The following is a 24,042-nucleotide window of genomic DNA, read 5'->3' on the forward strand; positions in this document are numbered from 1 at the left end:
GGCCCACGCAACATAATCGGCCGGTGCGGAACATTCTCGGCGCCGCGTTGATCCACCCAATATGCCGGGGAGATTTTCTCGACGTTGTCGGCATCGCCAGACGGGCCAGCAACAAGGCCCGCACGTGCGGACGGGACCAGCAGCACAGGGGTTCGAGCAGTGACAGGAAAATGGGTCAACCGAAAATAAAAATGGGACGGGATACCCCGTCTTTTCCTCCCTTTGTTTTTTGGAGCGGCACACTATGATTCAAAACATGGAGGCGATGCGGTGCCACGACGCGCCGCTCGCTTCATGGGTCGGTTCTCCTCTCTGGAACAGATCGACACGGTCCAGAGATTTCAACCCGCGCCTCGTCAACTGAGCGCGGGTTTTTCTTTGGTTGCGCCAATGTGGGCGGTGCAGCCACACGCGTGTCATGGGTATCACGCGACACTCTTCAGTTTTTGGCCAGCGCGCCGTTGTGGATAGGGTCGAGGCGCCGGCCTTGTGCTTGCCGTGTCTTTCGTGATTCCGTTGCTGTCGTTGCCAGAACCATCGCAATTTCCATGACCCGTTTCCTGCCGGCCGATGCCGGGGCCCCTGCTGATGATGCCGCACCCGGCCCCGGGGCCGCGCCGCATCGGGAAGCGGCCGCCGTTGCGGCAGGCGCGCGAAGCCGGGCCGATACCGATTTCGATGCGCTGGCGCGGCTGTCGTCCGATGCCGTGCTGCTGACGGTGGACGGGCGTGTCGTGCGCGCGAACCCGGCTGCCGCCCGCCTGATGGGGGCGCAGGATCCCGTGCAGCTCGTGGGCGCCCAGGTGGCGGCGTTGATCCACCCCGACGACGTTGCCCAGACGATCCCACGCCTGGCCGGCATGGTGAGCCGCAGTGCGCCCGCCCAGCCGGTGGAGCATCGCCTGGTGCGCGCCGATTACACCCACGTGCTGGTCGCCAGCGAGGCGGCCGCCTGCGAGCACGAAGGCCAGCCCGCCGTCATGCTCGTGCTCCGGGAAGCCGTGTCCCGGCATGCGCTGGAGCGGCACGCCGTGCAGGCTCGTGCCGAGGCGCTGCAGGCGCGCCGCCTGCTTGCCTCCGAGAACGCCGTGCTCGCCCAACTCGCCTCCAATGCAACGCTGTCGAGCGTGCTGCGCCATCTGTGCCTGTACGTCGAACAGGTCTATCCGAACGCCATGGCGGCCGTGCTCCTGCTCGATGCCGAGACTGCGACGCTGCGCGTGGCTGCGGCCCCCACGCTGCCCGCGGCCTATGCGGCCACGCTGGAGAATACCCCCGTCGGCCCCGAGGCCGGCGCGTGCGGCTGCGCCGCCTACCTCGGCGACACGGTCCTCATCGACAACATCGCCGCCGACCCGCGCTGGCAACACGAGCGCACGGCGGCGCTGGCGGCCGGCTTTGCCGCGGCGTGGGCCTTGCCCATTCGATCGTCGCGCGGCGACAAGCTGGGCGTGCTGGCGTTGTTCTATCGACAGCCGTGCCTGCCGGTGGAAGAAGAGCAGCATTTCCTGGACGACGTCACCCACCTGGCCGGCGTCGCCATTCAGAAAGACAGCATCGAGCGGGGCCTTGCCGAAAGCGAGGAGCGCTACCGGCTGGCCATCTCGAACCTGCATGAAGGCGTGGTGATCCAGTCGCTGGACGGGGTGGTGCTGGCCGCCAACGCCAGTGCGGAGCGCATCCTGCGCGTGCGTCCGGGGCAACTCGTCGGCCGCAACCGGCTCGATGCGATCCAGCGCGTCATGGACGAAGACGGCAACGACGTCGAGCCGACCATGATGCCGTCGGCGCAGGTTCTGCGCAGCGGCGAGCCGATGCTGGGCCACGTCTACGGCGTGCTGCTCAAAACGGGTGAGCTGGTGTGGCTGCGCCAGAATGTCATCCCGATCCGCCGGCATGGCGATCCGCTGCCCAGCAGCGTGATGCTATCGTTTGCCGACATTACCGACATCAAGCGCGCGGAACAGCGCCTGCGCCACCTGGCCGCGCACGATGCGCTCACGGGCCTGACCAACCGCAGCTTCTTCATCAGCCACCTCGAAGGCGCCATCGAACGCGCGCGCGACGAGAGCCGCGAACTGGCGCTGTTCTTTCTCGACCTGGACCGCTTCAAGAGCGTGAACGACACCGCCGGCCATGCCTGCGGCGACACGCTGCTGCAGAGCGCCGCTGCCCGGCTGACCGACTGCATCGGCCCCGGCGACGTGATCGCCCGCCTGGGGGGGGACGAGTTCGTCATCCTCATCGACCAGCGTGTCGAAGGCAAACGCATCGCATTGCTGGCCGAACGGCTCCTGCAGGCCATGCGCGAGCCGTTCGACACCGTCAACGGGCGCTATTACCTGGGCGTGTCGATCGGCGTGGCGCTGTATCCGCATGACGGCATCTCGGGCTCCGACCTGCTGCGCTCGGCCGACGCCGCCATGTACCGCGCCAAGCAGAACGGCCGCAACCGCGCGCAGTTCTACACGGCGGAGCTCAATGCGCGCCTGCAGCGCCGCTACCTGCTCGAAAACGCCCTGCGCGACGCGCGCGACAACAACGAGCTGCAGCTCGTCTATCAACCGAAGTACGACCTCGCCAGCCACCGCATCGTGGGCGCGGAGGCCCTGCTGCGCTGGAACAGCGCCAAGCTTGGGGCGATCTCGCCGGTGGAGTTCATTCCGGTGGCGGAGGAGACCGGCCTTATCGTGCCGATCGGCGAATGGGTGCTGCGCCGCGCGTGCGAGCAGGCCGTGATCTGGTACGAGGCGCTCGGCTACGACTTCCGCATGGCGGTCAACCTGTCGGCGCGCCAGTTCCAGGCGGGCGAGGTCGTGCCGATGATCGAGCAGACGCTGGCCGACACCGGCCTGCCGCCCACCGCGCTCGAAGTCGAGATTACGGAAAGCCTGCTGATGGGCGGCGCCGACGAGATCCGACAGATGTTCGACGCCCTCACGGCGCAGGGCATCCGCATCTCCATCGACGATTTCGGCACGGGGTACTCGTCGCTGTCGTACCTGCAGCGCTTCCCGATCAGCAACGTGAAGATCGACCGGTCGTTCATCACCGGCATTCCGGGCGACCCGGATTCGGTGGCACTGACGGAGGCCATCGTCGCCATGGCGCGGGCGCTGGGCATGACCGTCACGGCCGAAGGCGTGGAAGATGCCGACCAGGTGGAGTTTCTCGCCAAGGCGGGGTGCCAGGAGATCCAGGGCTACTACATCGGCAAGCCCGTCACGGCCGAGGGCTTTGACCGGCTGCTGCGGGCGCACCTGTCGGTGGTGGATGCCGGCGTGCGGGCTGCGCTGGGCTGATCCGGGGCTTCGACCATTCGCGGCCGGCTTTCTGCCGTTTGTCGCAAAACGCTCCCGCGTGCGCGGGCCGGCACCTAAGCTGGCGTCATTCCAACACGGAGACTGCCATGCCCGGATCCATCGCTTCGATCGTGTCGCATACGCCCGCCTGGGTGTTCGTGCTGTTTGCCGGCCTCATCGCCATCGGCCTGCGCCAGACGCAGCCGCGCGTTGTGTCGCGCCGCCGCCTGATCGTCCTGCCGCTGCTGATTGCCGCGTATTCGTTCTACGGCGTGGCGACGGCAAGCCACGGCAGCCCGCTTGCGCTCACGATGTGGGTGGTGGCGGTCTTGATGGCATGTCTGCTCACGTATCTGTCGCCGCCCGACGGCGCGGTGTCTGAGATGCCCGGCACCGTGCGCGTGCCCGGCAGCTGGGTGCCGATGGTGGTGATTGTCGGGCTCTTCGCCACCCGCTATGCCTACAACGTGATGCTCGCGATGCACCCGGAGGTTTCCCACTCAGGCAATTTCATGGCGGCGTTCAGTGCGCTGTTCGGCTTCCTGGGCGGGCTGCTGCTCTCGCGCTCGGTGCTGCTGCACGTGCGTACGCCGCGTCTGGTGGCTGCCTGAGACCTGCGCCGCCGCCGATCGGCTCGCAATCGGCGCTAACATCCGCATGTTGCAAATCGCGATTCCCTACGAGACGACATGCTGGAACTCGACGGCACCATCTGGCTGCGCGCCGGTGACAACAACTGGGGCGGCCACGGCCGCATCGCCTTGCTTGATGCCATCGGGCAGACGGGCTCGATTACCGCGGCGGCCAAGGCGGTGGGCCTGTCGTACAAGGCTGCGTGGGATGCCATCGACACGATGAACAACCTCGCCGGCGAGCCGCTCGTCGTGCGCACCACCGGCGGCAAGGGCGGCGGCGGCAGTGTGCTGACACCGCGCGCGCTGCGGTTGATCGAGAGCTTCCGTGTGCTCGAGACCGAGCACCGCCGCTTTGTCGAACGCCTGGATGCCGCTGCACACGCCGCCAGCGAAGATGCGACGCTGCTGCGCCGCCTCATGTTGCGCACGAGTGCACGCAATGCGCTGTTCGGCACGGTGGCGTCCGTCGTGTCGGGCGCGGTCAACGATGTGGTGACGCTGCGCCTGCCGGGCGGCCAGGCGGTCGTGGCGACCATCACGCAGGAAAGCACGCAGACACTGGGGCTCGCGCCCGGCGTGCAGGCTGTCGCGCTCATCAAGGCGCCGGCCGTGATGCTGCTGCGCGCGTCCGGCGAGTGGCGCGTCTCCGCCGAGAACCAGCTGCCGTGTGTCGTCACGGAGATCCGCGAGGGCGCGGTGCAGTCGGAAGTGCGGCTGCGCTTGCAGGATGCAGGCGCTGCGTCGGCGCAGACCGTGCTGGTGGCGATGCTCTCGCGCACGGCCGTCGAAACGCTGGCGCTGGCCGAGGGCGTGGAAACCGTGGCGGTGTTCGAGGCGTCGAGCGTGATGCTGGGGCTGGGGTAGGCCGCCATGGCTGCGCCCAGGACCCTGTTGATCGTCTACCACTCGATGACGGGCGGCACGCGCCAGATGGCCGAAGCCGCCCAGGCCGGCGCCGAGGCGGACGGCAGCGTGGCGGTGCGGCTGCTGCACGCGGCGCAGGCCGGCCCCGACGACGTGCTCGGCGCAGACGGCTATCTCTTTGGGACGCCGGAGAATCTCGCGTCCATCAGCGGACAGCTCAAGGATTTCTTTGACCGCTGCTATTACCCCGCGCTGGACCGCATCAATGGCCGCCCGTATGCGTGCCTGGTCTGTGCCGGCAGCGACGGGCAGAACGCGGTGCGGCAGATCGAACGCATTGCCACCGGCTGGCGGCTCAAGCGCGTGGCTGAACCGATCGTGGTCTGCACACGCGCGCAGACGCCCGAGGCGATCCTGGCGCCCAAACACCTCGCGGCGGACGAGCTCGAGCGCTGCCGTGCGCTCGGCGAGGCGATGTCGGCGGGGCTGGCGCTGGGCGTGTTCTAGACCGGGCCGCCGGCCACCACCGTCAGATGCGGATACGGTGAGACAGGCGGCGCACCCGGCGCGCGCACCGCATCGGCCACGACACGGCCGTCGCGCAGCTCGAACACATGGTCGCCAAAGATCTCCACATCGGCGGGGTCGTGCGTGATCATCAGCATGGGCACGTCCAGCCGGGCCTGCAGCGCGGACAGCTCCGAGCGCATGCGGGTGCGCAGGGCCGGATCCAGCGCCGCGAACGGCTCGTCGAGCAGCAGCATCGAAGGCTCGGCGATGAGCGCACGGGCCAATGCCACGCGCTGACGCTGGCCGCCGGAGATCTGCGACGGGTAATTGGCGGCCACGGCGCTCAGCTCGAAGGCGTCGATCCACTGCAGCACGCGCGGGTCCCGTGTGCGGCGGGGCGGATTGAACCATCCGCGCTGCAGCCCGAACGCGATGTTCTGCGCCACGGTCAGATGGTTGAAGAGCGCGTAATCCTGGAACAGATAGCCGACGCCGCGGTCCCGCGCGCTGACATGCACCCCGTCTGCATGGTCGAACAGCGTGCGGCCGTTGAGCACGATGCGGCCGCGATCGGGCGTCATCAGGCCCGCGATGGCGCGCAACGTCAGGCTCTTCCCGGCGCCGGACGGGCCGTACAGCACCACGCGGCGGCTCTCCGAGCGCACGGCCACGTCGAGCGAGAACACGCGCGCCGCGCTGGCCAGTGTCTTCTGTATCGCGAGGTCGACCATGACGGCGCTCATGCCGGCTGCTCCTGCAGGCCCGGCGCGCGACCCTGCAGCAGGCGGCTCGCCACGACCAGCACCACGATGCACGTCAGCGAGACGATCAGCACCAGCGTGTTGGCGGTGGCGTCGTCACCGGCCTGCACGGCTTCGTAGATGGCGACGGACAGCGTCTGCGTGCGGCCCGGCAGGTTGCCGGCAATCATGAGCGTGGCGCCAAACTCGCCCAATGCGCGGGCAAAGGCCAGCAGCACGCCGGCGGCGATCCCGCGCGCAGCCATCGGCAGCGTGACGCGAAAGAACACGGCCGCGTCGGGCAGGCCCAGCACGCGGGCTGCGTTTTCCAGCTGGTGATCCACGCCTTCGAATGCGGCGCGCGCCGATTTCATGACCAGCGGAAACGCCACCACCGTCGCCGCGATCACCGCCCCCTGCCACGTAAAGACGAGCTGGACGCCAAGGCTGTCGAGCCATCCGCCGATCGTGCCGCGCCGGCCCAGCAGCACCAGCAGGTAATAGCCGAGCACCGTGGGCGGCAGCACCAGCGGCAGCGTCAGGATGGAATCGACGACATCGCGCAGCCGGCTGCGCGTGCGCGCCAGTGCGTAGGCCGCGGCCACGCCGAGGATGAGGTTCAGGGCAGTAGCCCAGCCGGCCACCTTGAGGGAGAGCAGCAGAGGCGTCCAGATGGAGTCAGACATGGGCGCAGCGCGACGAAGGCGGCATCGGCCGGCAGGGGGACCCTGTTGCCTCGTTGGCGCCTCGCGACAGATTGGGTGAATGACACGCAATATAGAGTTGGATATAACGCCAGGTCAATCCTGACACCGTGATGCCCGGCATGCCGCCCAGCGCATGGCGCCACCTCGCACCGCGCGGTGGCAGGGGTGTCGTTCGCTGCATCGCGACATAAGCCCCTTCGATGGTAGGGCACTAAAAAGTTTTGTTGGACAATGTTGCCGCCGCTTTGCAACAATGCGCCAAAACGTAGGCCGGACGTCGCTTTTCACGATCCGCGCCCGGCGGTGCAGACGGGTCACCGCACAGCATGAGTCATCCCCCGGGGGGGAAACAGCCTTGGCCACGACCGGCGAAGATCGGGCGGCCGAGCAGGTGTTTCCAACATGACCGGAGGACGGCAATGGCCGCCGCACATCGCTCAGATGGTTTGCAGGCAGTACGTTTTCCCCGCGCCGAAGAGCTGGCGCCCCTGCTGGACATGCGCACCACGCTCCAGGACGCGGATGGCGCGCAGGCCCGCGTCTGCGCCCACCCGGGCGCTTCCGTCCGGATCGACCTCGACGCATTCCCCGCCCACGAGCGCACCGCGCCCCGACCTGGGCACGCCGATCCGCTCACTTCCCGTGTTGCTGCCGACGACGCCGCCAACGGCGACCGCTTCTTCGTGCCGTTGCCGCCTGGCACCGAGGTTGTGCCGGTGGACGAACACGCGCTGACGTTCGACCCGGCACCGGCGCAGCCCGGCCGCCTGCGCCTGGCTGCAGAACTGCAGGCGGCGCGCGGCGTGGCCGAACGCGCGCGCATCGTGTCGGGGCTGATGGGGCTGATGGGCTTTGCCTCGCTCACCTACGCCCTGACCGAGCGGCATGAGAACGCGCCGCCCACGGTGGCCATGCTCAAGAACTACGTGGCGCCGCGCTTCATGCAGCGCTATTGCGATGAGCGCCTGTTTGCCGTCGATCCGCGCCTCTCGGCGGTGTTCGCGACCGGCATGCCGCTCGTGTGGGACCTGGCCTCGCTGGCGCGCAGCCAGCCGCGCATGGAGCCCGCGCTGCGCACGCTTCTGCAGGCAATGGACGAGCATGGCTTGCGCAGCGGCGTGATGTTCAGCCTCGGCGCGGGCGACGGCACGGGCCACGCGGTGGTCAGTCTCACGTCGTCGCATGCGGGGCGTGACTGGATCAGCGACAGCGTGATCGGGCAATCCATCCTGTTTGGCATGGCGCTGCACCAAGTCTGGCGCGGGCCGATGCAAACGTTCGCGCGCCACACGCGGCAGTGCAGCGAAGAGGCACCGCTGTCGGCCATGCAGCGGCGCATCCTCACGTGCCTGGCCGCGGGCATGAGCGACAAGGAAATCGCCATCAAGCTGCACACCACCGCGCACAACGTGGATTACCACCTGCGCCTGGTCCGCCGCCGCTATGGCGCCACGAATCGCGCGCAGCTGGCCTATATCGCGGGCCGCCTCAACCTGATTTGAACGGCGCCGCTGCCGCGCGAGGTGTTCAACGCGGCAGGGCCACGCAACGCAGGCACGCGCTGCCATCGGCCCGGTTGCACGCAACGATCATGACCTGCCGCGCATTTTGCCCGGTGCAGGCGCTGCCCGACAGCACGTTCGGCTGCGTAGCGGCCCGTGCGGCGCGAGCGGGCCGGGGTGCCGGGCCATTGCCACCGGCCGGCACCACCGGAATCGGCTCCACGCGGCCTGCGCCGGCCTCCGGCGCGAGGGCCGGTACCTGCCCCGCGTTGGCAACCACCTTCTGCACATAGCCGTGGCGGAAGCCGGTTTCGAAATTGCCGCTGTAGTAGCACGACAGTGCGGCGCGCAGGGCCTGCTGCGGATCGCCGTAGCGCGGCAGCGAGCGAGCAAAGCACTCGGCGAGGATGGTGCCCCCGGCGCGCAGGTTGCGGCATGCGTCGAACGCGGTGTCGAGCGTCTCGCCAAAGCGCGCGAGGTTGTAGCGGTTGACCTGCCCGAGTCCGACGCTGAAGTTGTAGCCCTGCCGCTCGAGCGCACGCGCCGTGGCCAACGCTTCTTCCAGTGTGGCCGGTTGGCGCACCAGCCGGCCCCCCACCACGCCAATCGCATACGGGTTGTAGGCCGATTCCGTGCGCACGAGGGCTTCCAGCGTGAGGCGGTCGACGTGGGGCGCGCACGTCGCGGCCAGCTTGGCGAACGACTGCGCATCGATCCGCGGGCCGGCCATCGCGGGTGGGGCTGCTGCGCCGGCAAATACGATGGCACACACGAGCAACGCGGTTACGCGCATGGTCGCCCCCTCATCGATAAGACAGCACGAGCCCGTGCACCAGCACCGACCACCCGTCGAGCATCACGAACAGCAGCAGCTTGAAAGGCACCGAGATGGTGGTCGGCGCGATCATCTGCATGCCCAGCGCCAGCAGCAGGTTGGCGACGATCAGGTCCACCACCACGAAGACGATGTACAGGACGAAGCCGACCTGGAACGCCTTGATCAGCTCGGTGAGCGTGAAGCTCGGCACCAGCACGGTCAGGTCATCGTTCTTGAGTTCGGCCGCACGCTCCTTGGGCCAGATGCTGGTGGCCGACTTGACGAAGAAATTGCGCTCCGACTCCAGCGTGTGGGCCTGCAGGAACTTCTTCACCGGCGGCTGTGCGGCATCGAGGATGGCGATCACGTCGTCCACGCTGATCTGGCTGCTGAGGTTGAAGTTGCGACCGCGCAGGTTGTCGACCATCTCCATGCCGACGGGCGCCATGATGAACACCGTCAGGATCAGCGCGATGCCGTTGAGCACGATGTTGGGCGGCACCTGCTGGATGCCCAGCGCCGAGCGCAGCAGGCCGAACACGACGACGAGCTTGGTATAGCTCGTGACCATGAGCGCGGCAAAGGGCGCGATCCCCAGTGCCGCCACCACGGCAATCATCGCGACGGGATTGGGCAGGTTTCCCATGGGCGTGTCGAGTGTTGTGGATGCGTTGTTCTGGTCGGCGGGGCGCTGGCTCAACCCTGCGCCGTCGAAGGTTGCCCGATGAAGCGCGAGACCCGCACGCCCAGGCGGTTGCCGACCGCAATCAGATGGCCTTCGCCCACCGGCGTGCCGTTGGCGAGGATGCGGATGACGGCCTGGTTCAGCGGCTGCGACAGTTCCATCACCGTGCCGGGCCGCAGCGCACGCAGCTCGGCCAGCGACACGCGCCGCTCTTCCAGCTCGAACGTGGTGACGAGTTCGATGTCGTCGAGGCTGTCGGTCGGGAGCGGTCGGGCCGCGGGCTCCGTGGCAGAGGCGGCGGCTGGGGTTTCGGTGGTCATTGGTTTCTCCTCCACGTTATCCACGACGATGCGGTTGCCATGCACGTGGCCGAACACGAGCAGGTGCAATCGGCCCCGCACGCGCGCCACGCAGCGCAGCGCGTCGCCGGCGGGCAGCCATTTCTCGATGCGCACGATGTCGCCCAGCGCAATGCCGGCCAGATCCCGGCGCGACAGGAAGGTGGCGCCCAGCTCGAAGCGCAAGCCGACCTGTGCGCCCATGAAGACCGCCACCGGGATGGGCTCCGGCGCCAGGTCGGGCGGGCACAGCGCGGGCAGGATCTGCGGCGAATCGAACACCAGCCCGACGCGCGCCTGCCATGGCGTGGTGCCGTCCTCGGCCGGGGCGGCATCGCGGCGGGTGATGACGAGCTGCAGCACGTCGGGCCGTTCAAGCCTCACGTCGGGCGGCGCGCGATCGGGCAGCCATGCGAGGGCGCGCCCGCTGTGCTGCTCGACCAGGTGGGCGAGCGCGGCCAGCGCATCGGCCAGTACGGCGCAGCGCAGCGCTTGCGGCACGTGCGCGTCCGCCGCGTCGGCGAGCCACGCGCGCTCTGCGGCGGCGTCCACCAGCAGCCAGCCCGGCGCGTCGCCCAGCGTGAAGCGGTACGCCTGTGCCATGGTTTGCACCGCGTGGGCTTCGCAGCGCGCTTCGTAGGCGATTCCGCCCACGGCAAACGGCAACGCCGCACGCGCCAGGTAGAGGCGCGAAAGCGCGCGCGCCAGCGCGGCATCGACGGCCGAGAGCATGCGCGCGTCCAGTGTGTTCATGTCATGAGCATGCGGCCGGCCATGTAGGCAAGCTGCACGCGGTTCTGCGCGCCGTACTTCTTCTTGAGCTGGCGCAGGTGGTAGTCGACGTTGTGCGGCGACATGTTCAGCTGCTCGGCAATCGCCTTGTCCGACAGGCCGCTGGTGATGAACTCCAGAATCTGCCGCTGCACCTGCGTGAGGGCGCGGGCGTGCGTGTCGTCGTGGAGCGGCTTGGCGTGCTGCATGAGGAATTCGTGCAACCCAAGCCCCACGGCATACGCCTGGCCGACCACGTTGTCGGCAATCCAGCCCTTGGCATTGTTGCCGGAGCCGAAGCAGATGACGCTGTGCTCGAGGCTGAGCGGGCTCAGCACACCAAAGCTGATGCCGCTGCGCAGGCCGGCGCGCTCGGCATCCTGCAGCAGGCGGTGCAGACGCTCGGCATCGGCCGGTGCGGTGGGCGTGGCGCCCAGGTCGGTGAGGTCCCACACCAGCGGCCATTCGTAGCGCAGTGCGAAGGCCAGGCGCGGGTCGACTTCGTAATAGCGCTCGTCTACGTAGCGCTTGGGCCAGCTGGGCGGGGAATATGCGCGGAAGTACAGCACGCGCGTAATCGATTCACCGATGCGCGTCACGCGGTAGTAGCACAGCCAGTCGAAGCCGATGCTGCGCAGCGCGGCGCGCAGCAGCAACTGACGTTCCTGCGGGCCATGCGCAGTGCGCAGGTCATGCGCGGTTTCCGAGAAGGCCTCGGGATGCGATGGACCGACGCGGATGGCATCCGGGTCCACCACGATGTGTTCTTCGCCAAACAGGATTGGCGCGCGGGCATCGCCGGCACCCACATTGGAAGCAGTCAACCGTCGCCCCTCGCGTGGCACATGGATGCAGTTAATGTAGTGGCACGCATGCGTTGCGATGAACTACAGAAAAACGTAGTCGCCCCCGGAACTTCGTGGGAGTTTGGCTGCACGACTACGAGTTTCAGCGTTGAGCCGGGTTGCCTCCCACTTCTACACTTTCCGCAAGGGAAAGCGGACGCAGCCGCGTCTGCCATCTACGAAGAATCGTGGGCCGACGGCCCGAAGGCGCCCCATGGCAAAGCCTCGGAATCTTGCTGCAGCGTTGGACATTCCGCTCACCGGCATGCGCTGGGCGCGGCTGGTGAACTACGACATTGCAATCGCCGTGTTCGTGGTGGCGGTGGTGGCGCTGTTCGTGCTGCCGCTGCCGACCGTTGTGCTCGACGGGCTGATCTCGCTCAACCTGGCGGCCAGCATCGTGCTGCTGTGCGTGTCGATCTATCTGCCGTCGGCGCTGGCGTTCTCGTCGTTTCCGGCGGTGCTGCTGTTCACGACGCTGTTCCGCCTGTCGCTGAACATCGCCTCGTGCAAGCTGATCCTGCTGCAGGCTAATGCAGGCCACGTGATCGACACCTTCGGCAAGCTGGTGGTGGGCAACAACTTCGTGGTGGGCGGCGTGGTGTTCCTCGTGATTGCGGTGGTGCAGTTCATCGTGATCGCGAAGGGCTCTGAGCGTGTGGCGGAAGTCGGTGCGCGGTTCTCGCTCGATGCGATGCCCGGCAAGCAGATGAGCATCGATGCGGACCTGCGCGCCGGCATCATCACGTCGGATGAGGCCAAGCGCCGCCGCGAGGCGCTGGAGCAGGAGTCGCAGCTGCACGGCGCGATGGATGGCGCGATGAAATTCGTCAAGGGCGACGCCATTGCCGGCATCATCATCGCCGTCATCAACATCCTGGCCGGCATTGCCGTGGGCGCGTTGATGCACGGCATGTCGATCGGCGACGCGCTGCACCGGTACGCGATCCTGACGGTGGGCGATGGCATGGCCTCGCAGATTCCGTCGCTGCTGGTGTCGATTGCCGCCGGCATCGTCACCACCCGGGTGGCCACGCGCGACCGCGATGCGCGGCACCTCGGCCAGCAGATCGGTGCGCAGATCACGGCCCACCCGCGCGGCATGCTGATGGCCAGCGGCGTGCTGCTCGCATTCCTGCTGGTGCCCGGCTTTCCCAAGTGGTCGTTCCTGCTGCTGGCCGTGGGCACGGCCGGGGCGGCGTTCCTGCGCATGCGGCAGCGCCGGCAAGCGCCGCCGCTGGATTTATTGGTGCTGGGCACCGATACGCGGCGGCTGGACGAGCCCGGAACCGGCTCGCCCATGGAAGGCATTGCGGCGCCCATTGCCGTGCGTCTGGCCGAAGACCTGCGGGGCGAAATCGACCTCGTTGCATTGCAGACGCGCCTGGCGGAGGCCAAATCGCGCGTGCAGCGCAAGCTCGGCGCCGTGTTTCCGCGCGTGCAGCTGAACTGGGATGCCGCTCTGCCGGCCCGCGGCTACGCGCTGCTCGTGCAGGACGTGCCGGCCGCCGAGGGGACGCTGCCCGGGCGCGATGCCATCCCTGCCAGCGCGCTGCCCGGCGAAGCGCGCCTGGCCGCCGAGGTGGAGACGCTCATCGAGCGCAACGCCGCGTCGCTCATCGGCATCCAGGAGACGCAGAACCTCATCCAGATCATGCGTCGCGAGCACGGCGAGCTGGTGGCGGAACTCACGCGCCTGGTGCCGCCGCAGCGCATTACCGAAGTCCTGCGCCGGCTGGTGCAGGAGGGCGTGTCGATCCGCAACCTGCGCGCCATTTTCGAGAGCCTGATCACGTGGTCGCCCAAGGAGCCCGAAGACGTGATCGGCCTGGTGGAACTCGTGCGCGTGGATCTGCACCGCCAGATCACCGAGCAGTTCTGCGGCACCAGCCGCGTGCTTGACGTGGTGCTGTTCGAGCAGTCGCTGCAGGAGCGCATCGAGCAGGCCGTCGTGCACACCAAGCAGGGCAGCGTGCTGAGCCTCACGCGCGACGTCAAGCAGGCGATCACCGACCAGGTGGTGAAGATCCTCGGCGGCACGCGGCCGCTGGAGAAGGACCGCAACGGCCGCCCGCTGGCGGTGATGGTCTCGCTCAACTGCCGGCGCTATGTGAAGACGATGCTGCAGCCCGTGTTTGGCGATCTGCCGGTGCTGTCGTACCAGGAGATCGACGAGGCCATCGAGCTCAACACCGTCGGCTGGGTCACCAACCCGGCCTGACCACGCAGGGCGAAGGAGACAAGCGGATGAACATGAGCGCCACCCTTCTCGAAGCCACGCGCCAGGGGCTGCTGCTGGTGCTGCTGGTGTCCTTGCCGGTGGTGGCGGTAGCGACGGTGTCGGCGTTGCTGATTGCCATCGCGCAGGCCGTGACGCAGATCCAGGACCAGAGCATCGGGCTTTCGGTGCGGCTGATCGCGGTGATGGTCACCATCGTGGTGCTGGCGGGCTGGGGTGGGCGCGAGGTGCTGCGTTTTGCCCGCATGGCACTGGAGCAGGTGTTTTACGGCGGTGCGGCGCCGTTCTGAGCCCAGAGAGAGCGCGCCGATGAACAACATATCCGAGCGAGAACACGCGTGAACAAACGCTATCGATTCCTGAGGTGGAGTGCGTCGGCGGTGTGCCTGTGGCTGCTGACGACCGCCGCTGTGGTGCAGGCGGCCGAGCTGCGCTGGCGCAACCGGTCGTACACGCTGGTGGCCGAGGGCAAGAAGGTGAGCGACTTCATCCGCGAGCTGGCCGCCTCGCAAGGCGTGACGGCCGTGGTGGACCCCAAGGTGGAAGGCACCATCAGCGGCAAGTTCTCTGGCCCGCCGGCCAACACGCTCAATACCGTGTGCGCCACCTACGGGCTGACGTGGTACTACGACGGCTCGCTCATCTATGTGGACCGCGCCGATGATGCGCAAACGCAGGTCTTCCCGATCCCGAAGGGCAGCGGCCCCGAGCTCGCGCAGATCCTGCGCGCCATGCAGATCACGGACCAGCGCTTTCCGCTGGTGGTGAGCGACAGGGAGAACACCGTCTACGCCTCGGGCCCGAAGCGCTACGTGGAGCTCGTGCGCCAGGCCATTGCATCGATTGCAGACCCGTCGCGCGGCATGGACCGCGCGGAAATCCGCGCGTTTCCGCTCAAGTACGCCTGGGCGGGCGACGTGGAGATCAACCGTTCCGGCAAGCCGGTGACGATCCCCGGCATCGCGACCATGCTGCGCCGCCTGCTCGGCGCCCCCAACCCGGGTGCCAGCAGCCCGGGCACGTCGCCCACGCGCGCGATGCGACTGACGGGGCCGACGCGGCAGATGAAGCTCAGCTCCGGTGACAGCATCAATGTCCCGCGCATCGAGATTCCGCTGGCCGGCGCGCAAGGCGACTCCGGTTATGGAGCACAAGCCCCGGCACCGGCAAGCAGCGGCACACCGGCGGACCTCCCCCGCATCGAGGCGGATGCCGGCATCAACGCTGTGCTCATCCGCGACGTGCCCGAGCACATGGCGCAGTACGAGCGGCTGATCGCCTCGCTCGACACCAAGCCGCGGCTGGTGGAGATCAACCTCACGATCATCGACATCAGCACCGATTCGCTCGACAGCCTCGGCGTGGATTGGCGCCTGCACACCAAGCACGGCGATTTCCAGTACGGCAACGGCAACAACCCGCCGCTGACGTTCAACCTCGGCACCACGGAAGAGGGCCAGACCGGCGCCACCACGCCGGTGGGGCTGGCGCTTACGGCATCGATCGGGGGCAGCCTGCGCAACTACCTGCTGGCGCGCATCAACGCACTCACGCAGACCGGCAATGCGCAGCTGCAGGCCAAGCCGAAGGTGCTGGCGCTCGACAACACCGAGGCCATCCTCGAGAACCTCATCCACTTCTACGTGCCCGTGTCGGGCTTCCAGGATGCATCGCTGTACGGCATCACGACGGGCACGAGCGTGAAGGTCACGCCCCTCATCGTCAACGAGGGCGGGCAGATGAGCGTGATGATGTCGATCGACATCGACGACGGCAATCTCACCAACGACCGCGTCTCGCAACTGCCGGTGGTGCAGGAGCGCTCCATCGTCACCAAGGCGATGATCGAGGAGGGCAAGAGCCTGCTGATTGCCGGCTTCAACTCCGACAGCGTGAACAACACCAAGTCGGGCATTCCGTTCCTGTCGGACGTGCCCTTCATCGGCAACCTGTTCAAGTACACCAACAAGACCGGCCAGCACATGGAGCGCTTCTACCTGCTGACTCCGCGCATCCTCACCGCCGCCAGCACCAGTCCGAACGACGTGCCGGCGGTGTCGATTCCCGGCGTCGGGGTGCCGGTGCCAGGTGCGACCGATTGGAAACCGGGCCCGTCGCCCATCGCTCCGGCGCCTGCCGTGCCGGGCACGCTGCCCACGCCGCCTGTGTCTCGATTGCATGAACCCGACAGCCGTTCCACCCTCGCCGCACGCTGACAAGTCGCCCTGGAAGCTGTGCTTCCTGAGCGGGCCGCTGTACGGCAGATCGATGCCGTTGCGCATGGGCGCCAACGTGGTCGGCGCCGCGCCCACGTGCGACATCATCGTGCCCGACAGCAGCGTCGCGCCGCGCGAGCTGATGTTCGAGGTGGGCGGCATCGCGGTGTCGGCGCGCCGGCTCGACGAGGCGACGCCTACGCTCAACGGCCAGCCGTTCGGGCAGACGCGCCGCAGCGTGGTGCCCGGCGATGTGATTGCCATGGGCGACATCCGCGTCGGCATCGAGAAGGTCGGCACGATCCGCATGCCGACGGCGGCCGTGGAAGGCGCGGGCACCACCGCACTGGCCGAACGCGTGCCGTCGTGGCTGCCGATGGCTGCCGCGGTGTGGCTGTCGCGCTTCTCGACCCGGGCAGGGCGGGGGCGGACGTGGCTCGTTGCCGGCATCGGGCTGTGGCTGGCGGTGCTGCTGGCCGGCGGCGTGGTGGCGTTTGCGGGGCACGACGGGTGGTCGTTGTGGGGCCGGGATCCGGCGGCGCGTGCGTTGCAGGTGCGGCACGCGCTGGGCGATCTGCCGGAGATCGTGGTGATGCCCGCGCCGGATGGCACGTCCCGCGTGTCTGGCTATGTGCAGACCGAGGCCGACCGCCAGGCGCTGCTGAGCCGCGCGCGCGGGTTGTCTGATGTGTCGATCGGCGAGGTCTACGTGGTGAGCGACCTGCTGGCGGCTGCACAGCAGTACTTCAGCGCGGGGGGCACCAGCGGCACGGCGGGCCTGAACGTCGCGTACGACGGGCACGGCCGCATCGTGGTGAGCGGCACGGCCGACCGCGCGCAGGCGTGGCAGCGCATCCGCAACTACGCGCGCGATGCCAGGCCCGCCGTCGAGATCATCGATCGCGTCGCCTGGGATGGCCCGCCGCCGCCGAACATCGTGGCCGAGACGCCGCGTGCCGACGGCCTGCCCGCGATCGTGAGCACGTATGAGGATGAAGACGGCACGCGCTTCGTGCAGACGCGCGACGGCCAGCTGTATTTCGAGGGCGCCCGGCTCAAGGGCGGCCTCCAGGTGAAGAGCATCGCTTCTGATGGTGTGGTGCTCGACCGCGGCGGGCAATCGGTCACCTGGCCGATCCAGCCGCAAACGCCGTAGCGCCGGGGCTGCCCGGTGTGTCGGCGTGAGCAGTGCGTTGGTATGCAGTTCTTGTTGTCTTTGTGACCCCTTTTTTTGACCAAGCAGGAGATGACCATGGCAGCTCCCACCACCGGCGTCGATGGCGCCATCAACAGCATCAACCAGTCCGGCGAAGATCAACTGAAGATCGCCACGGCCGTGCAGGCCGCCGCAGCCAAGGGTGCCGCGGCCAGCGGCATCATCGGTGCCGCCCAGTCGCTGAGCAACACGGCGGCTTCGGCCGCCGGTGCCGTCCGCGACGGTGCACGCGCCAGCTGACGATGCAATGCGGCGGCGGGTACGGCCCGCCGCCGTTCCACCGAATACAGGAGGCCACGATGTCCATCGAAACCAATGCGATTGCGGCCGTGGGCGCCGCCCAGGCAAGCCAGGCCGCGCCCGCGCAAGCGAGCAACGCTGCCGGCGGTGCGCAGGCCGCCCATACCAATCCCGCCGCCTATGCCGCGCAGGGGCCGGGGCAGGTCGAGCAGGGCATCGGTGCACCGACAGCGCAGGCGGCAAGCCCTGCCGATGCGCAGCACTTTGGCAGCATGATGCGCGCCGGCGCGCCCACCGCCGTGCAGCCGGGCGCGCTTCCCGCCCAGCCGATCCCCGTGGTGCCGAACGCTACGCCGTCTCCGGTGGCGGACGTATCGTTCACGTTCACGCGCGGGCCAGGCGCCGACGGCGCGATGGGCCAGTGGCGCGACTACGGCCACGACCTCAACGAGCGCTACACCAGCATCAACGCCAAGCGGCAGGAGATGCTCGATTCGCTCGACAGCATGGACGTGACCATGACGATGGTGAAGCTGGCCGACTTCAGCTACTTCGCCTCCATGACGCTGGCCGAATACCAGATGGACATGAGCTTTGCGCAGGCCGCCAACGGCGTGAGCCACTCGCTGCTGAAGAACCAGGAAGGCTGACATGAAGCGATTGCTCGGGGTGCTGCTCGCGCTGGCGTGCCTCTTCGGCCTGGCCGGGTGCGAGCAAGAGCTGTACACCGGCCTGTCAGAGGTCGAGGCCAACGAGATGGTCGCCGCGCTGTCCTCGGCAGGCATCAGTGCGCAAAAGACGATGCAGGAAGGCCAGGGCCAGGAGGGCCGCACCTGGACGCTCACCGTCGACCAGGCCGACATGGGCCCATCGCTTGCCGTGCTGCGCGCGCAGGGGCTGCCGCGTCCGCGCCTGGCGTCGCTCGGTCAGGTGTTCCAGAAGCAGGGGCTGGTGGCCACGCCCGCTGAAGAACGCGTGCGCTACATCTATGGCGTGTCGCAGGAGCTCTCGCGCACGCTGCTGGATGTGGATGGCGTCATGCTCGCGCACGTGCACGTCGTCATTCCCGAGAACGATCCGCTGGCGGACAAGGCCAAGCCCGCTTCGGCGGCGGTGTACATCCGCTACCGGCCCGGCGTGAACCTCACCGCCATGGCGCCCATGGTCAAGGACCTGGTTGCCCACAGCATCGAAGGGTTGAGCTACGACAACGTCTCGCTGTTCCTGCAGGGTGCGCAGCCCGTGCCGGTGGACGTGCGCAAGGGCACGGCGCTGCTCGGCACGTTCAGCATGCGCAATCCGCTGGTGTGGCTGCTCGGCCTGCTCATCGTCGCGGCGCTGGCGGTGACGGGGCTGGTTGCGTGGCGGCGCGGTGTGTTCGACGGGCTGGGCAGGCCAGGCACGCGCGAAGCGGAGCGCGCCTCATGACGACCGATGCGCGCCTGGCCGGGCTGGTGGCTACGTTCAACCTGCGGCCCGACCGGTACATCGATCCTTCATGGCTGCCGGCCGACTGGCCACTGCCGTTGCGTGACCCGGCCAGCTACGGGGAGCCAGGCCGCGCGGTACTCGCGCGCGCGCTGCTGCAGGCGCATCACCTCGATGAGGAATGGGATTACGACTTCGCGCCCGTGGACAAGCGCATCGCCCTGTTGCCCGGCAACGCGCTCGAACACATGGCCGTGTGCTGCGGCCTGTGCCTGCACCGCCAGTGGCTGCGCGAGGCGGACGTTCCGCGCAAGACGCGGCAGGCCATCGACCTGGCCTTCGGTGCGCCGCTGATGGCGTTTGCCCTCGAGCGCATGCCGCCCTTCGAGGCGGTGGCAGAAACGCTGCAGACGCAGCGCCAGCACCCGCGCCTGGCGGTCGAGACATTGCGTGCACGCGGGCGCCGTCTGCTGACCGATTTCCTCGCGCCGTTCGGCCCCGCCGTCCTGCGCCGGCTTGCGCTGAAGTTTCCGCGCAACGCAGGCGGTGCGGATCGTCCGCCGTATCTGCTCGGCCGCACGCAGCGCGCGGAGCTGGGAGAGCTGTTGCGACTGAGCTTGATTCCTGAACAGGTGCCGGCATGGGACTGGCTTTTCTGATTACCACCGACAAGCTGCACATCCTGAGCGAGCGCAAGGTGCTAAAGCAGCACGAGTACGCCGCGCTGCTGGATGCCACGAGCATCCTCGCGACCGCGCAGGAAGAGCGTGCCCGCCTGCTGGAAGACGCCCAGGCGCAGCGCGAGCAACAGCTCAAGGCGGGCTACGACGCCGGCTACGAAAAAGGCCAGCGCGAAGCGGCCACGCGCCTGTATGCCGATGCGCTGGCCAATGCGCGCGCGCTGGCCGCCATGAAGCAGTTGATGGCCGAACTGGTGACGCGCACCGTGCGCGAGCTGGCGGCCGACCTGCCCCGCGACGCCATCTATGCCAAAGCCTTCGCGCGCATCGAAGCGCTGGTCGAACACGAGCCCGTGCTGACGGTGCGCATTGCCCCGCAGCAGGTGGCCGATCTCGAACGCGTGCTCGACACCATGACCGACGGCACGCGGCGCGTGCGCGTGGTGCCCGACGCCAGCCTGTCGGAAGATGCGCTGGTGGTGGAAACGGCCTCCGGCGTGGTCGAGGCGGGCATCGATACGCAGCTTGCCGCGCTGCATGCCGCGCTGGTGGGGGAGCAGACATGAACGGACCCGTCGCCTCGCACATCATCGACGCCAGCGAGCTCGAGCGCAGCCTGCGCGACGCGCTTGAGCGCTCGGATGGTGCAGCCGCCGGCGTGCAGATGCGCGGCCGCATCCACCGAGCGGTCGGGCTGATGCTCAATGCCTCCGGCATCCAGGCCCGGCTGGGCGAGGTGTGCGAACTGCGCACGCCGGGCGAGCGCAGCGTCTATGCCGAGGTCGTCGGCTTCGAGCGGCAGTCGACGCTGCTGACGCCGCTTGGCAGCGTGCATGGCCTGTCGGCCGCCACGGAGGTGATCCCGTCGGGCAGCGCGCATCGGTTTGGCGTGGGCGATGCGCTGCTTGGCCGCGTGCTCGACGGCCTCGGCGCGCCGATGGACGACGCGGGCCCGCTGTACACGAGCGGGCGGGTGTCGACGCATGCCGAGCCGCCAAGCCCGCTGGCACGGCGGCGGATTGACGCGCCGCTGTCGACGGGCGTGCGCGCGATCGACGCCATGTTGACAGTCGGCATCGGCCAGCGGCTCGGCATCTTCGCGCCATCGGGCGTCGGCAAGAGCACGCTGCTCGGCATGATCGCGCGTGGCGCGCAGAGCGACGTCAACGTCATCGCGCTGATCGGTGAACGCGGGCGCGAGGTGCGCGAGTTCCTGGAACTGTGCCTGCCCGAGGCCACGCGCCGCAAGACGGTGCTGGTGGTGTCCACGTCGGACCGCCCGGCCATGGAGCGCGTGAAGTGCGCGCTGGTGGCCACCGCCGTGGCCGAGTACTTCCGCGACCGGGGCAAGAACGTCCTGCTGCTAGTGGATTCGCTCACGCGCTTCGCCCGAGCGCAGCGCGAGGTCGGACTGGCCAGCGGTGAGCCGCCCACGCGGCGCAGTTTTCCGCCGTCCACGTTCTCGGTGCTGCCGCAGTTGCTGGAGCGGGCGGGGGCGGGGGCGCAGGGCGTCATCACGGCGTTCTACACCGTTCTCGTGGAAGGCGATGAAGAAAGCGACCCGATCGCCGAAGAAGTGCGCTCCATCGTGGATGGGCACATCGTGCTGTCGCGCAAGCAGGCGTTGGCGGGGCGGTATCCGGCCATCGACGTGCTGGCGAGCATCAGCCGCGTGATGCCGCAGGTGACGACGCCCGGGCATCGCGCAGCCGCGCAGCGTGTGCGCGAACTGCTCGCCAAGTACCAGGAGATCGAATTGCTCGTGCAGATCGGCGAATACCGCGAGGGCAGCGATGCCCTGGGCGACACCGCTTTGCGCGCGCATGCCGCGCTGACGCGTTTCTTCGAGCAGGATGCCGATACGCGCGTGCCGCTGGAGCGCACGGTGGCTGACCTGCAGGCCGTGGTGGGGGCGTTATGAGCGACGTGCTGCAGCAACTTGCCCGCGTGCGCGAGGCACGCAAGCTTGCCGCGCTGGCCCGGGCGCAGAAGCAGGCGGCGCTGGTCGCACAGGCCGCCGCGCAGGAAGCGGCGGCCCGGCAAGGGCTGCAGCGGGTGGTCAGCGCGCGGTCGGCGCACGATGCCGCCATCGAGCGGGCCGTGCGTGACGATGCGCGCAGCGCCGTCGTGCTGCTGTGCGAGGCCAACGCGGCACGGCTGGCGCTCGACCGCGCCATCCTCGACGCGCATCGCCAGTCGGCGCACGCGGGCGCGGCGCTGGCGGCCGAGCAGGCAGCCCAGATGCAGGCGCAACAGCGCGTCGCGCGCGCCAACGCCAGGTGCGAAGCGGTGGCGCGTGCCGAAGAGCGTGTGGCGGCCGCGCAGCGCCGTGCGCAGGCGTGGCAGGAGGAAGACGCCGCGCTGGAAGCACAGCTCGCGCGCTCCACCGTCATCACGGGCTGACCCGATGCAAGGGTTCGATCCGCATTCCATGGAAGGGCTGTTCCGCCAGGCACTGCTGGTGCTGCCGCGCCTGCTGCCCATCATGTTCATCGTGCCGGTGTTCAGCGGCCGGGTGGTGACGGGCATGGTGCGCAGCGGGTTCATCGCCATCCTCGCGGTGTTCGTGGCGCCGTCCATGGCGGGAGCGGCCATGAACGTGCAGGGCGGCGGGCTGTGGATGGCGCTGGCGCTCAAGGAGGCACTGATCGGCGTGTTGCTCGGCATGGCGTTCGGCGCGCTGCTGTGGGCCATCGAGAACATCGGCCACCTGATCGACTTCCAGACGGGCTCGGGCAACGCCTCGTTCTTCGATCCCGTGGCCGGCCACGAAAGCGGCCCGACGGCGAGCTTCCTCGGCTTCATGGCCATCACGCTGTTTGTCACCGGCGGCGGGCTGCACGTGATGCTCGGCGCGTTCTTCGAGTCGTACAAGCTCTGGCCCATCGAGCGCATGCTGCCCAGCGCGTCGGTGGCGCTCGAACAGTTTGCCGTGCGCGAGGCCGACAGCGTGCTCGGCTGGACGCTCAGGCTCGCCGCGCCCGTGATCATCGTGCTGGTGGTGGCGGAACTCGGCATCGGGCTCATCAACCGGTCGGTGCCGCAGCTGAACGTGTTCCTGTTTGCGCAACCGGTGAAGAGCCTGCTGGCCGTGCTGATGATGGTGCTGTTCCTCGGCTTCGTGTTCGAGTCGCTGCGCACCTTCCTGGCCGGCAACGGCGAGATGGTCTGGCTGCTGCGCGCCTTGCTGCGCCAGCCCGCGTCATGAGCGAGAAGCAGCACAAGCCCACGCAGCGCCGGCTGGAAGATGCACGGCGCGAAGGGGAGGTGGTGCGCAGCGCCGATGTGGTCGGTGCGCTCGTCTTCATTGGCGTGCTGATGTTGCTGTGGCAGGGCGGGCCATGGCTGCTCGAACGCCTGCGCGGCCTGCTGGTGCAGAACGTGGCCGCAGCCGCCGGCGCGCACGATCCGTCTGCGGCGGTGGTGCAGGCGCTGGTGTCGGCGGGGGGGCAATGGCTGGTGGTCAGCGTGGCGGTGTTCGGCGTGGTGGCCGTGCTGGCGGCGCTGGGCGCATTCGCGCAGGTGGGCGGCATGGTGGCGCCCAAGCGCCTGGCGCCCATGCTGTCGCGGCTGAACCCCGGTGAGGGGATTCAGCGCATGTTCTCCGTGCGCAACCTGGTCGGCCTGGCGATCATGCTGCTGAAGGTCGGCTGCCTGGCGCTGATGCTGTTCGTGGTGATCCGCGGGTCGTTGTCGCTGCCGCTGCAGGCCGGTTACGGGCGGCCTGCGGCCATCCTGGCCGTGGTGGCGCACCTGGTGCTGATGCTGTTCGGATGGGCGGCCGTGGTGTACGTGCTGATGGCTGCGGTGGACTACTGGCACGTGCGCTTCGAGTTCTTCAAGAAGAACCGCATGTCGACCGAAGAACTGCGCCGCGAACATCGCGAGCTGCAGGGCGACCCGCATATCGTCGGGCGCCGTCGGCAGCTGGCGCTGGAGGTGCAATACAGCGCGCTGGAAGACCGCATGCGCATTGCCACCGCCGTGGTATTCAGCGCGCGGCATGCCGTGGCGCTGTACTACCCGGGCGACGGCACGCTGCCGATGGTGATTGCCAAGGGCAGCGGAGAGGCCGTCCAGCGCATCCGCCAGATGGCCGAGTACCACCTGGTGCCCACGGCCGCAAATGCCGGCCTGGCCGAGCGCCTGCACGACACCGTGCCGATGGATACCACCATCGACCGGACGCTCTTCCGCGATGTGGCCGCGCTGCTGCGCTGGGCCGACGGCGCGGATGCGGTGGGCACGCCGTACGTCTCGTCCCGGTCCTGAGCCGGTACCGCGCCAGGACGGTCGGCGTATGCCGG

General features: G+C 68.5%; 24 protein-coding genes. 18 read left to right on the forward strand and 6 right to left on the reverse strand.

Features of this window, described 5'->3' with window-relative positions; translation table 11 throughout:
* Positions 1-548: 548 nt before the first annotated feature.
* The 4 genes from TK49_RS21615 to TK49_RS21630 all read left to right on the forward strand — a co-directional run bounded on the left by TK49_RS21615 (position 549) and on the right by TK49_RS21630 (position 5,308).
* Positions 549-3,302: a sensor domain-containing protein gene (locus TK49_RS21615; protein ID WP_045219926.1), complete on the forward strand. Its 2,754-nt coding sequence runs from the start codon at positions 549-551 to the stop codon at positions 3,300-3,302.
* 107 nt (positions 3,303-3,409) lie between these two features.
* Positions 3,410-3,913: a DUF6622 family protein gene (locus TK49_RS21620; protein WP_045219928.1), complete on the forward strand. Its 504-nt coding sequence runs from the start codon at positions 3,410-3,412 to the stop codon at positions 3,911-3,913.
* A 78-nt stretch (positions 3,914-3,991) separates the two neighbouring features.
* Positions 3,992-4,801 carry a TOBE domain-containing protein gene (locus TK49_RS21625; RefSeq protein ID WP_045219930.1) on the forward strand — a complete coding sequence of 270 codons (810 nt, stop codon included), beginning with the start codon at positions 3,992-3,994 and terminating at the stop codon, positions 4,799-4,801.
* Positions 4,802-4,807: 6 nt separating this feature from the next.
* Positions 4,808-5,308, forward strand: coding sequence for a flavodoxin family protein (locus TK49_RS21630; protein ID WP_045219932.1), 501 nt, complete (start codon positions 4,808-4,810; stop codon positions 5,306-5,308).
* Here TK49_RS21630 and TK49_RS21635 read toward each other — a convergent pair.
* Both TK49_RS21635 and modB read right to left on the reverse strand, forming a co-directional pair.
* Positions 5,305-6,054 carry a sulfate/molybdate ABC transporter ATP-binding protein gene (locus TK49_RS21635; protein ID WP_045219935.1) on the reverse strand — a complete coding sequence of 250 codons (750 nt, stop codon included), beginning with the start codon at positions 6,052-6,054 and terminating at the stop codon, positions 5,305-5,307. The genes TK49_RS21630 and TK49_RS21635 overlap by 4 nt on opposite strands.
* Positions 6,051-6,737: a molybdate ABC transporter permease subunit gene (gene modB, locus TK49_RS21640; RefSeq protein ID WP_045219937.1), complete on the reverse strand. Its 687-nt coding sequence runs from the start codon at positions 6,735-6,737 to the stop codon at positions 6,051-6,053. The genes TK49_RS21635 and modB overlap by 4 nt, the downstream gene beginning before the upstream one ends.
* Positions 6,738-7,255: 518 nt before the next feature.
* Here modB and TK49_RS21645 point away from each other — a divergent pair.
* Positions 7,256-8,260 carry a helix-turn-helix transcriptional regulator gene (locus TK49_RS21645; RefSeq protein WP_164491324.1) on the forward strand — a complete coding sequence of 335 codons (1,005 nt, stop codon included), beginning with the start codon at positions 7,256-7,258 and terminating at the stop codon, positions 8,258-8,260.
* Between the two features lie 25 nt (positions 8,261-8,285).
* Here TK49_RS21645 and TK49_RS21650 read toward each other — a convergent pair whose 3' ends face one another.
* The 4 genes from TK49_RS21650 to TK49_RS21665 are packed head-to-tail and all read right to left on the reverse strand — an operon-like array spanning position 8,286 to position 11,695.
* On the reverse strand, positions 8,286-9,053 hold the full coding sequence (locus TK49_RS21650) for a lytic transglycosylase domain-containing protein (protein ID WP_045219942.1): 768 nt from the start codon (positions 9,051-9,053) through the stop codon (positions 8,286-8,288).
* Positions 9,054-9,063: 10 nt separating this feature from the next.
* Positions 9,064-9,723 carry a type III secretion system export apparatus subunit SctR gene (gene sctR, locus TK49_RS21655; RefSeq protein ID WP_045220485.1) on the reverse strand — a complete coding sequence of 220 codons (660 nt, stop codon included), beginning with the start codon at positions 9,721-9,723 and terminating at the stop codon, positions 9,064-9,066.
* A gap of 50 nt (positions 9,724-9,773) precedes the next feature.
* Positions 9,774-10,853, reverse strand: a complete 1,080-nt coding sequence (locus tag TK49_RS21660; protein ID WP_045219944.1) for a FliM/FliN family flagellar motor switch protein — start codon at positions 10,851-10,853, stop codon at positions 9,774-9,776.
* The gene (locus TK49_RS21665) at positions 10,850-11,695 is read right to left on the reverse strand and encodes a helix-turn-helix transcriptional regulator (RefSeq protein ID WP_157774029.1); all 846 of its coding nucleotides are present in this window, start codon (positions 11,693-11,695) and stop codon (positions 10,850-10,852) included. Before TK49_RS21665 ends, TK49_RS21660 begins: the two co-directional genes overlap by 4 nt.
* Before the next feature lie 286 nt (positions 11,696-11,981).
* Here TK49_RS21665 and TK49_RS21670 point away from each other — a divergent pair, with 286 nt between their 5' ends.
* From TK49_RS21670 to TK49_RS21730, 13 genes are all read left to right on the forward strand, one after another.
* Positions 11,982-13,937 (forward strand): FHIPEP family type III secretion protein, encoded by a 1,956-nt coding sequence (locus TK49_RS21670; protein WP_052698646.1) that lies wholly within the window; start codon positions 11,982-11,984, stop codon positions 13,935-13,937.
* Between the two features lie 32 nt (positions 13,938-13,969).
* Positions 13,970-14,245 (forward strand): type III secretion system export apparatus subunit SctS, encoded by a 276-nt coding sequence (sctS, locus tag TK49_RS21675; RefSeq protein WP_045220490.1) that lies wholly within the window; start codon positions 13,970-13,972, stop codon positions 14,243-14,245.
* 48 nt (positions 14,246-14,293) lie between these two features.
* The gene (sctC, locus tag TK49_RS21680) at positions 14,294-16,171 is read left to right on the forward strand and encodes a type III secretion system outer membrane ring subunit SctC (RefSeq protein ID WP_394372241.1); all 1,878 of its coding nucleotides are present in this window, start codon (positions 14,294-14,296) and stop codon (positions 16,169-16,171) included.
* Complete coding sequence (locus TK49_RS21685) at positions 16,134-17,327, forward strand: FHA domain-containing protein (protein WP_082076377.1); 1,194 nt, start codon at positions 16,134-16,136, stop codon at positions 17,325-17,327. Before sctC ends, TK49_RS21685 begins: the two co-directional genes overlap by 38 nt.
* Before the next feature lie 96 nt (positions 17,328-17,423).
* On the forward strand, positions 17,424-17,627 hold the full coding sequence (locus TK49_RS21690; protein WP_045219950.1) for a hypothetical protein: 204 nt from the start codon (positions 17,424-17,426) through the stop codon (positions 17,625-17,627).
* A gap of 59 nt (positions 17,628-17,686) precedes the next feature.
* Positions 17,687-18,277, forward strand: a complete 591-nt coding sequence (locus TK49_RS23790; protein WP_052698641.1) for a hypothetical protein — start codon at positions 17,687-17,689, stop codon at positions 18,275-18,277.
* Position 18,278: 1 nt separating this feature from the next.
* Positions 18,279-19,055, forward strand: a complete 777-nt coding sequence (sctJ, locus tag TK49_RS21700) for a type III secretion system inner membrane ring lipoprotein SctJ (protein WP_045219952.1) — start codon at positions 18,279-18,281, stop codon at positions 19,053-19,055.
* Entirely contained in the window at positions 19,052-19,714 is a 663-nt protein-coding gene (locus tag TK49_RS21705) for a SctK family type III secretion system sorting platform protein (RefSeq protein WP_052698642.1), read from the forward strand. Before sctJ ends, TK49_RS21705 begins: the two co-directional genes overlap by 4 nt.
* Positions 19,696-20,301 (forward strand): type III secretion system stator protein SctL, encoded by a 606-nt coding sequence (gene sctL / locus TK49_RS21710; protein ID WP_045219955.1) that lies wholly within the window; start codon positions 19,696-19,698, stop codon positions 20,299-20,301. The genes TK49_RS21705 and sctL overlap by 19 nt, the downstream gene beginning before the upstream one ends.
* Positions 20,298-21,656, forward strand: a complete 1,359-nt coding sequence (locus TK49_RS21715) for a FliI/YscN family ATPase (protein WP_045219958.1) — start codon at positions 20,298-20,300, stop codon at positions 21,654-21,656. The genes sctL and TK49_RS21715 overlap by 4 nt, the downstream gene beginning before the upstream one ends.
* The gene (locus TK49_RS21720; protein ID WP_045219960.1) at positions 21,653-22,138 is read left to right on the forward strand and encodes a hypothetical protein; all 486 of its coding nucleotides are present in this window, start codon (positions 21,653-21,655) and stop codon (positions 22,136-22,138) included. The genes TK49_RS21715 and TK49_RS21720 overlap by 4 nt, the downstream gene beginning before the upstream one ends.
* 4 nt (positions 22,139-22,142) lie before the next feature.
* Entirely contained in the window at positions 22,143-22,943 is an 801-nt protein-coding gene (gene sctT / locus TK49_RS21725) for a type III secretion system export apparatus subunit SctT (RefSeq protein WP_045219961.1), read from the forward strand.
* Positions 22,940-24,007, forward strand: coding sequence for an EscU/YscU/HrcU family type III secretion system export apparatus switch protein (locus TK49_RS21730; protein ID WP_045219963.1), 1,068 nt, complete (start codon positions 22,940-22,942; stop codon positions 24,005-24,007). The genes sctT and TK49_RS21730 overlap by 4 nt, the downstream gene beginning before the upstream one ends.
* Positions 24,008-24,042 lie beyond the last annotated feature (35 nt).

Source organism: Ralstonia mannitolilytica, assembly GCF_000954135.1.
GTDB classification, from domain to species: Bacteria; Pseudomonadota; Gammaproteobacteria; order Burkholderiales; family Burkholderiaceae; genus Ralstonia; species Ralstonia mannitolilytica.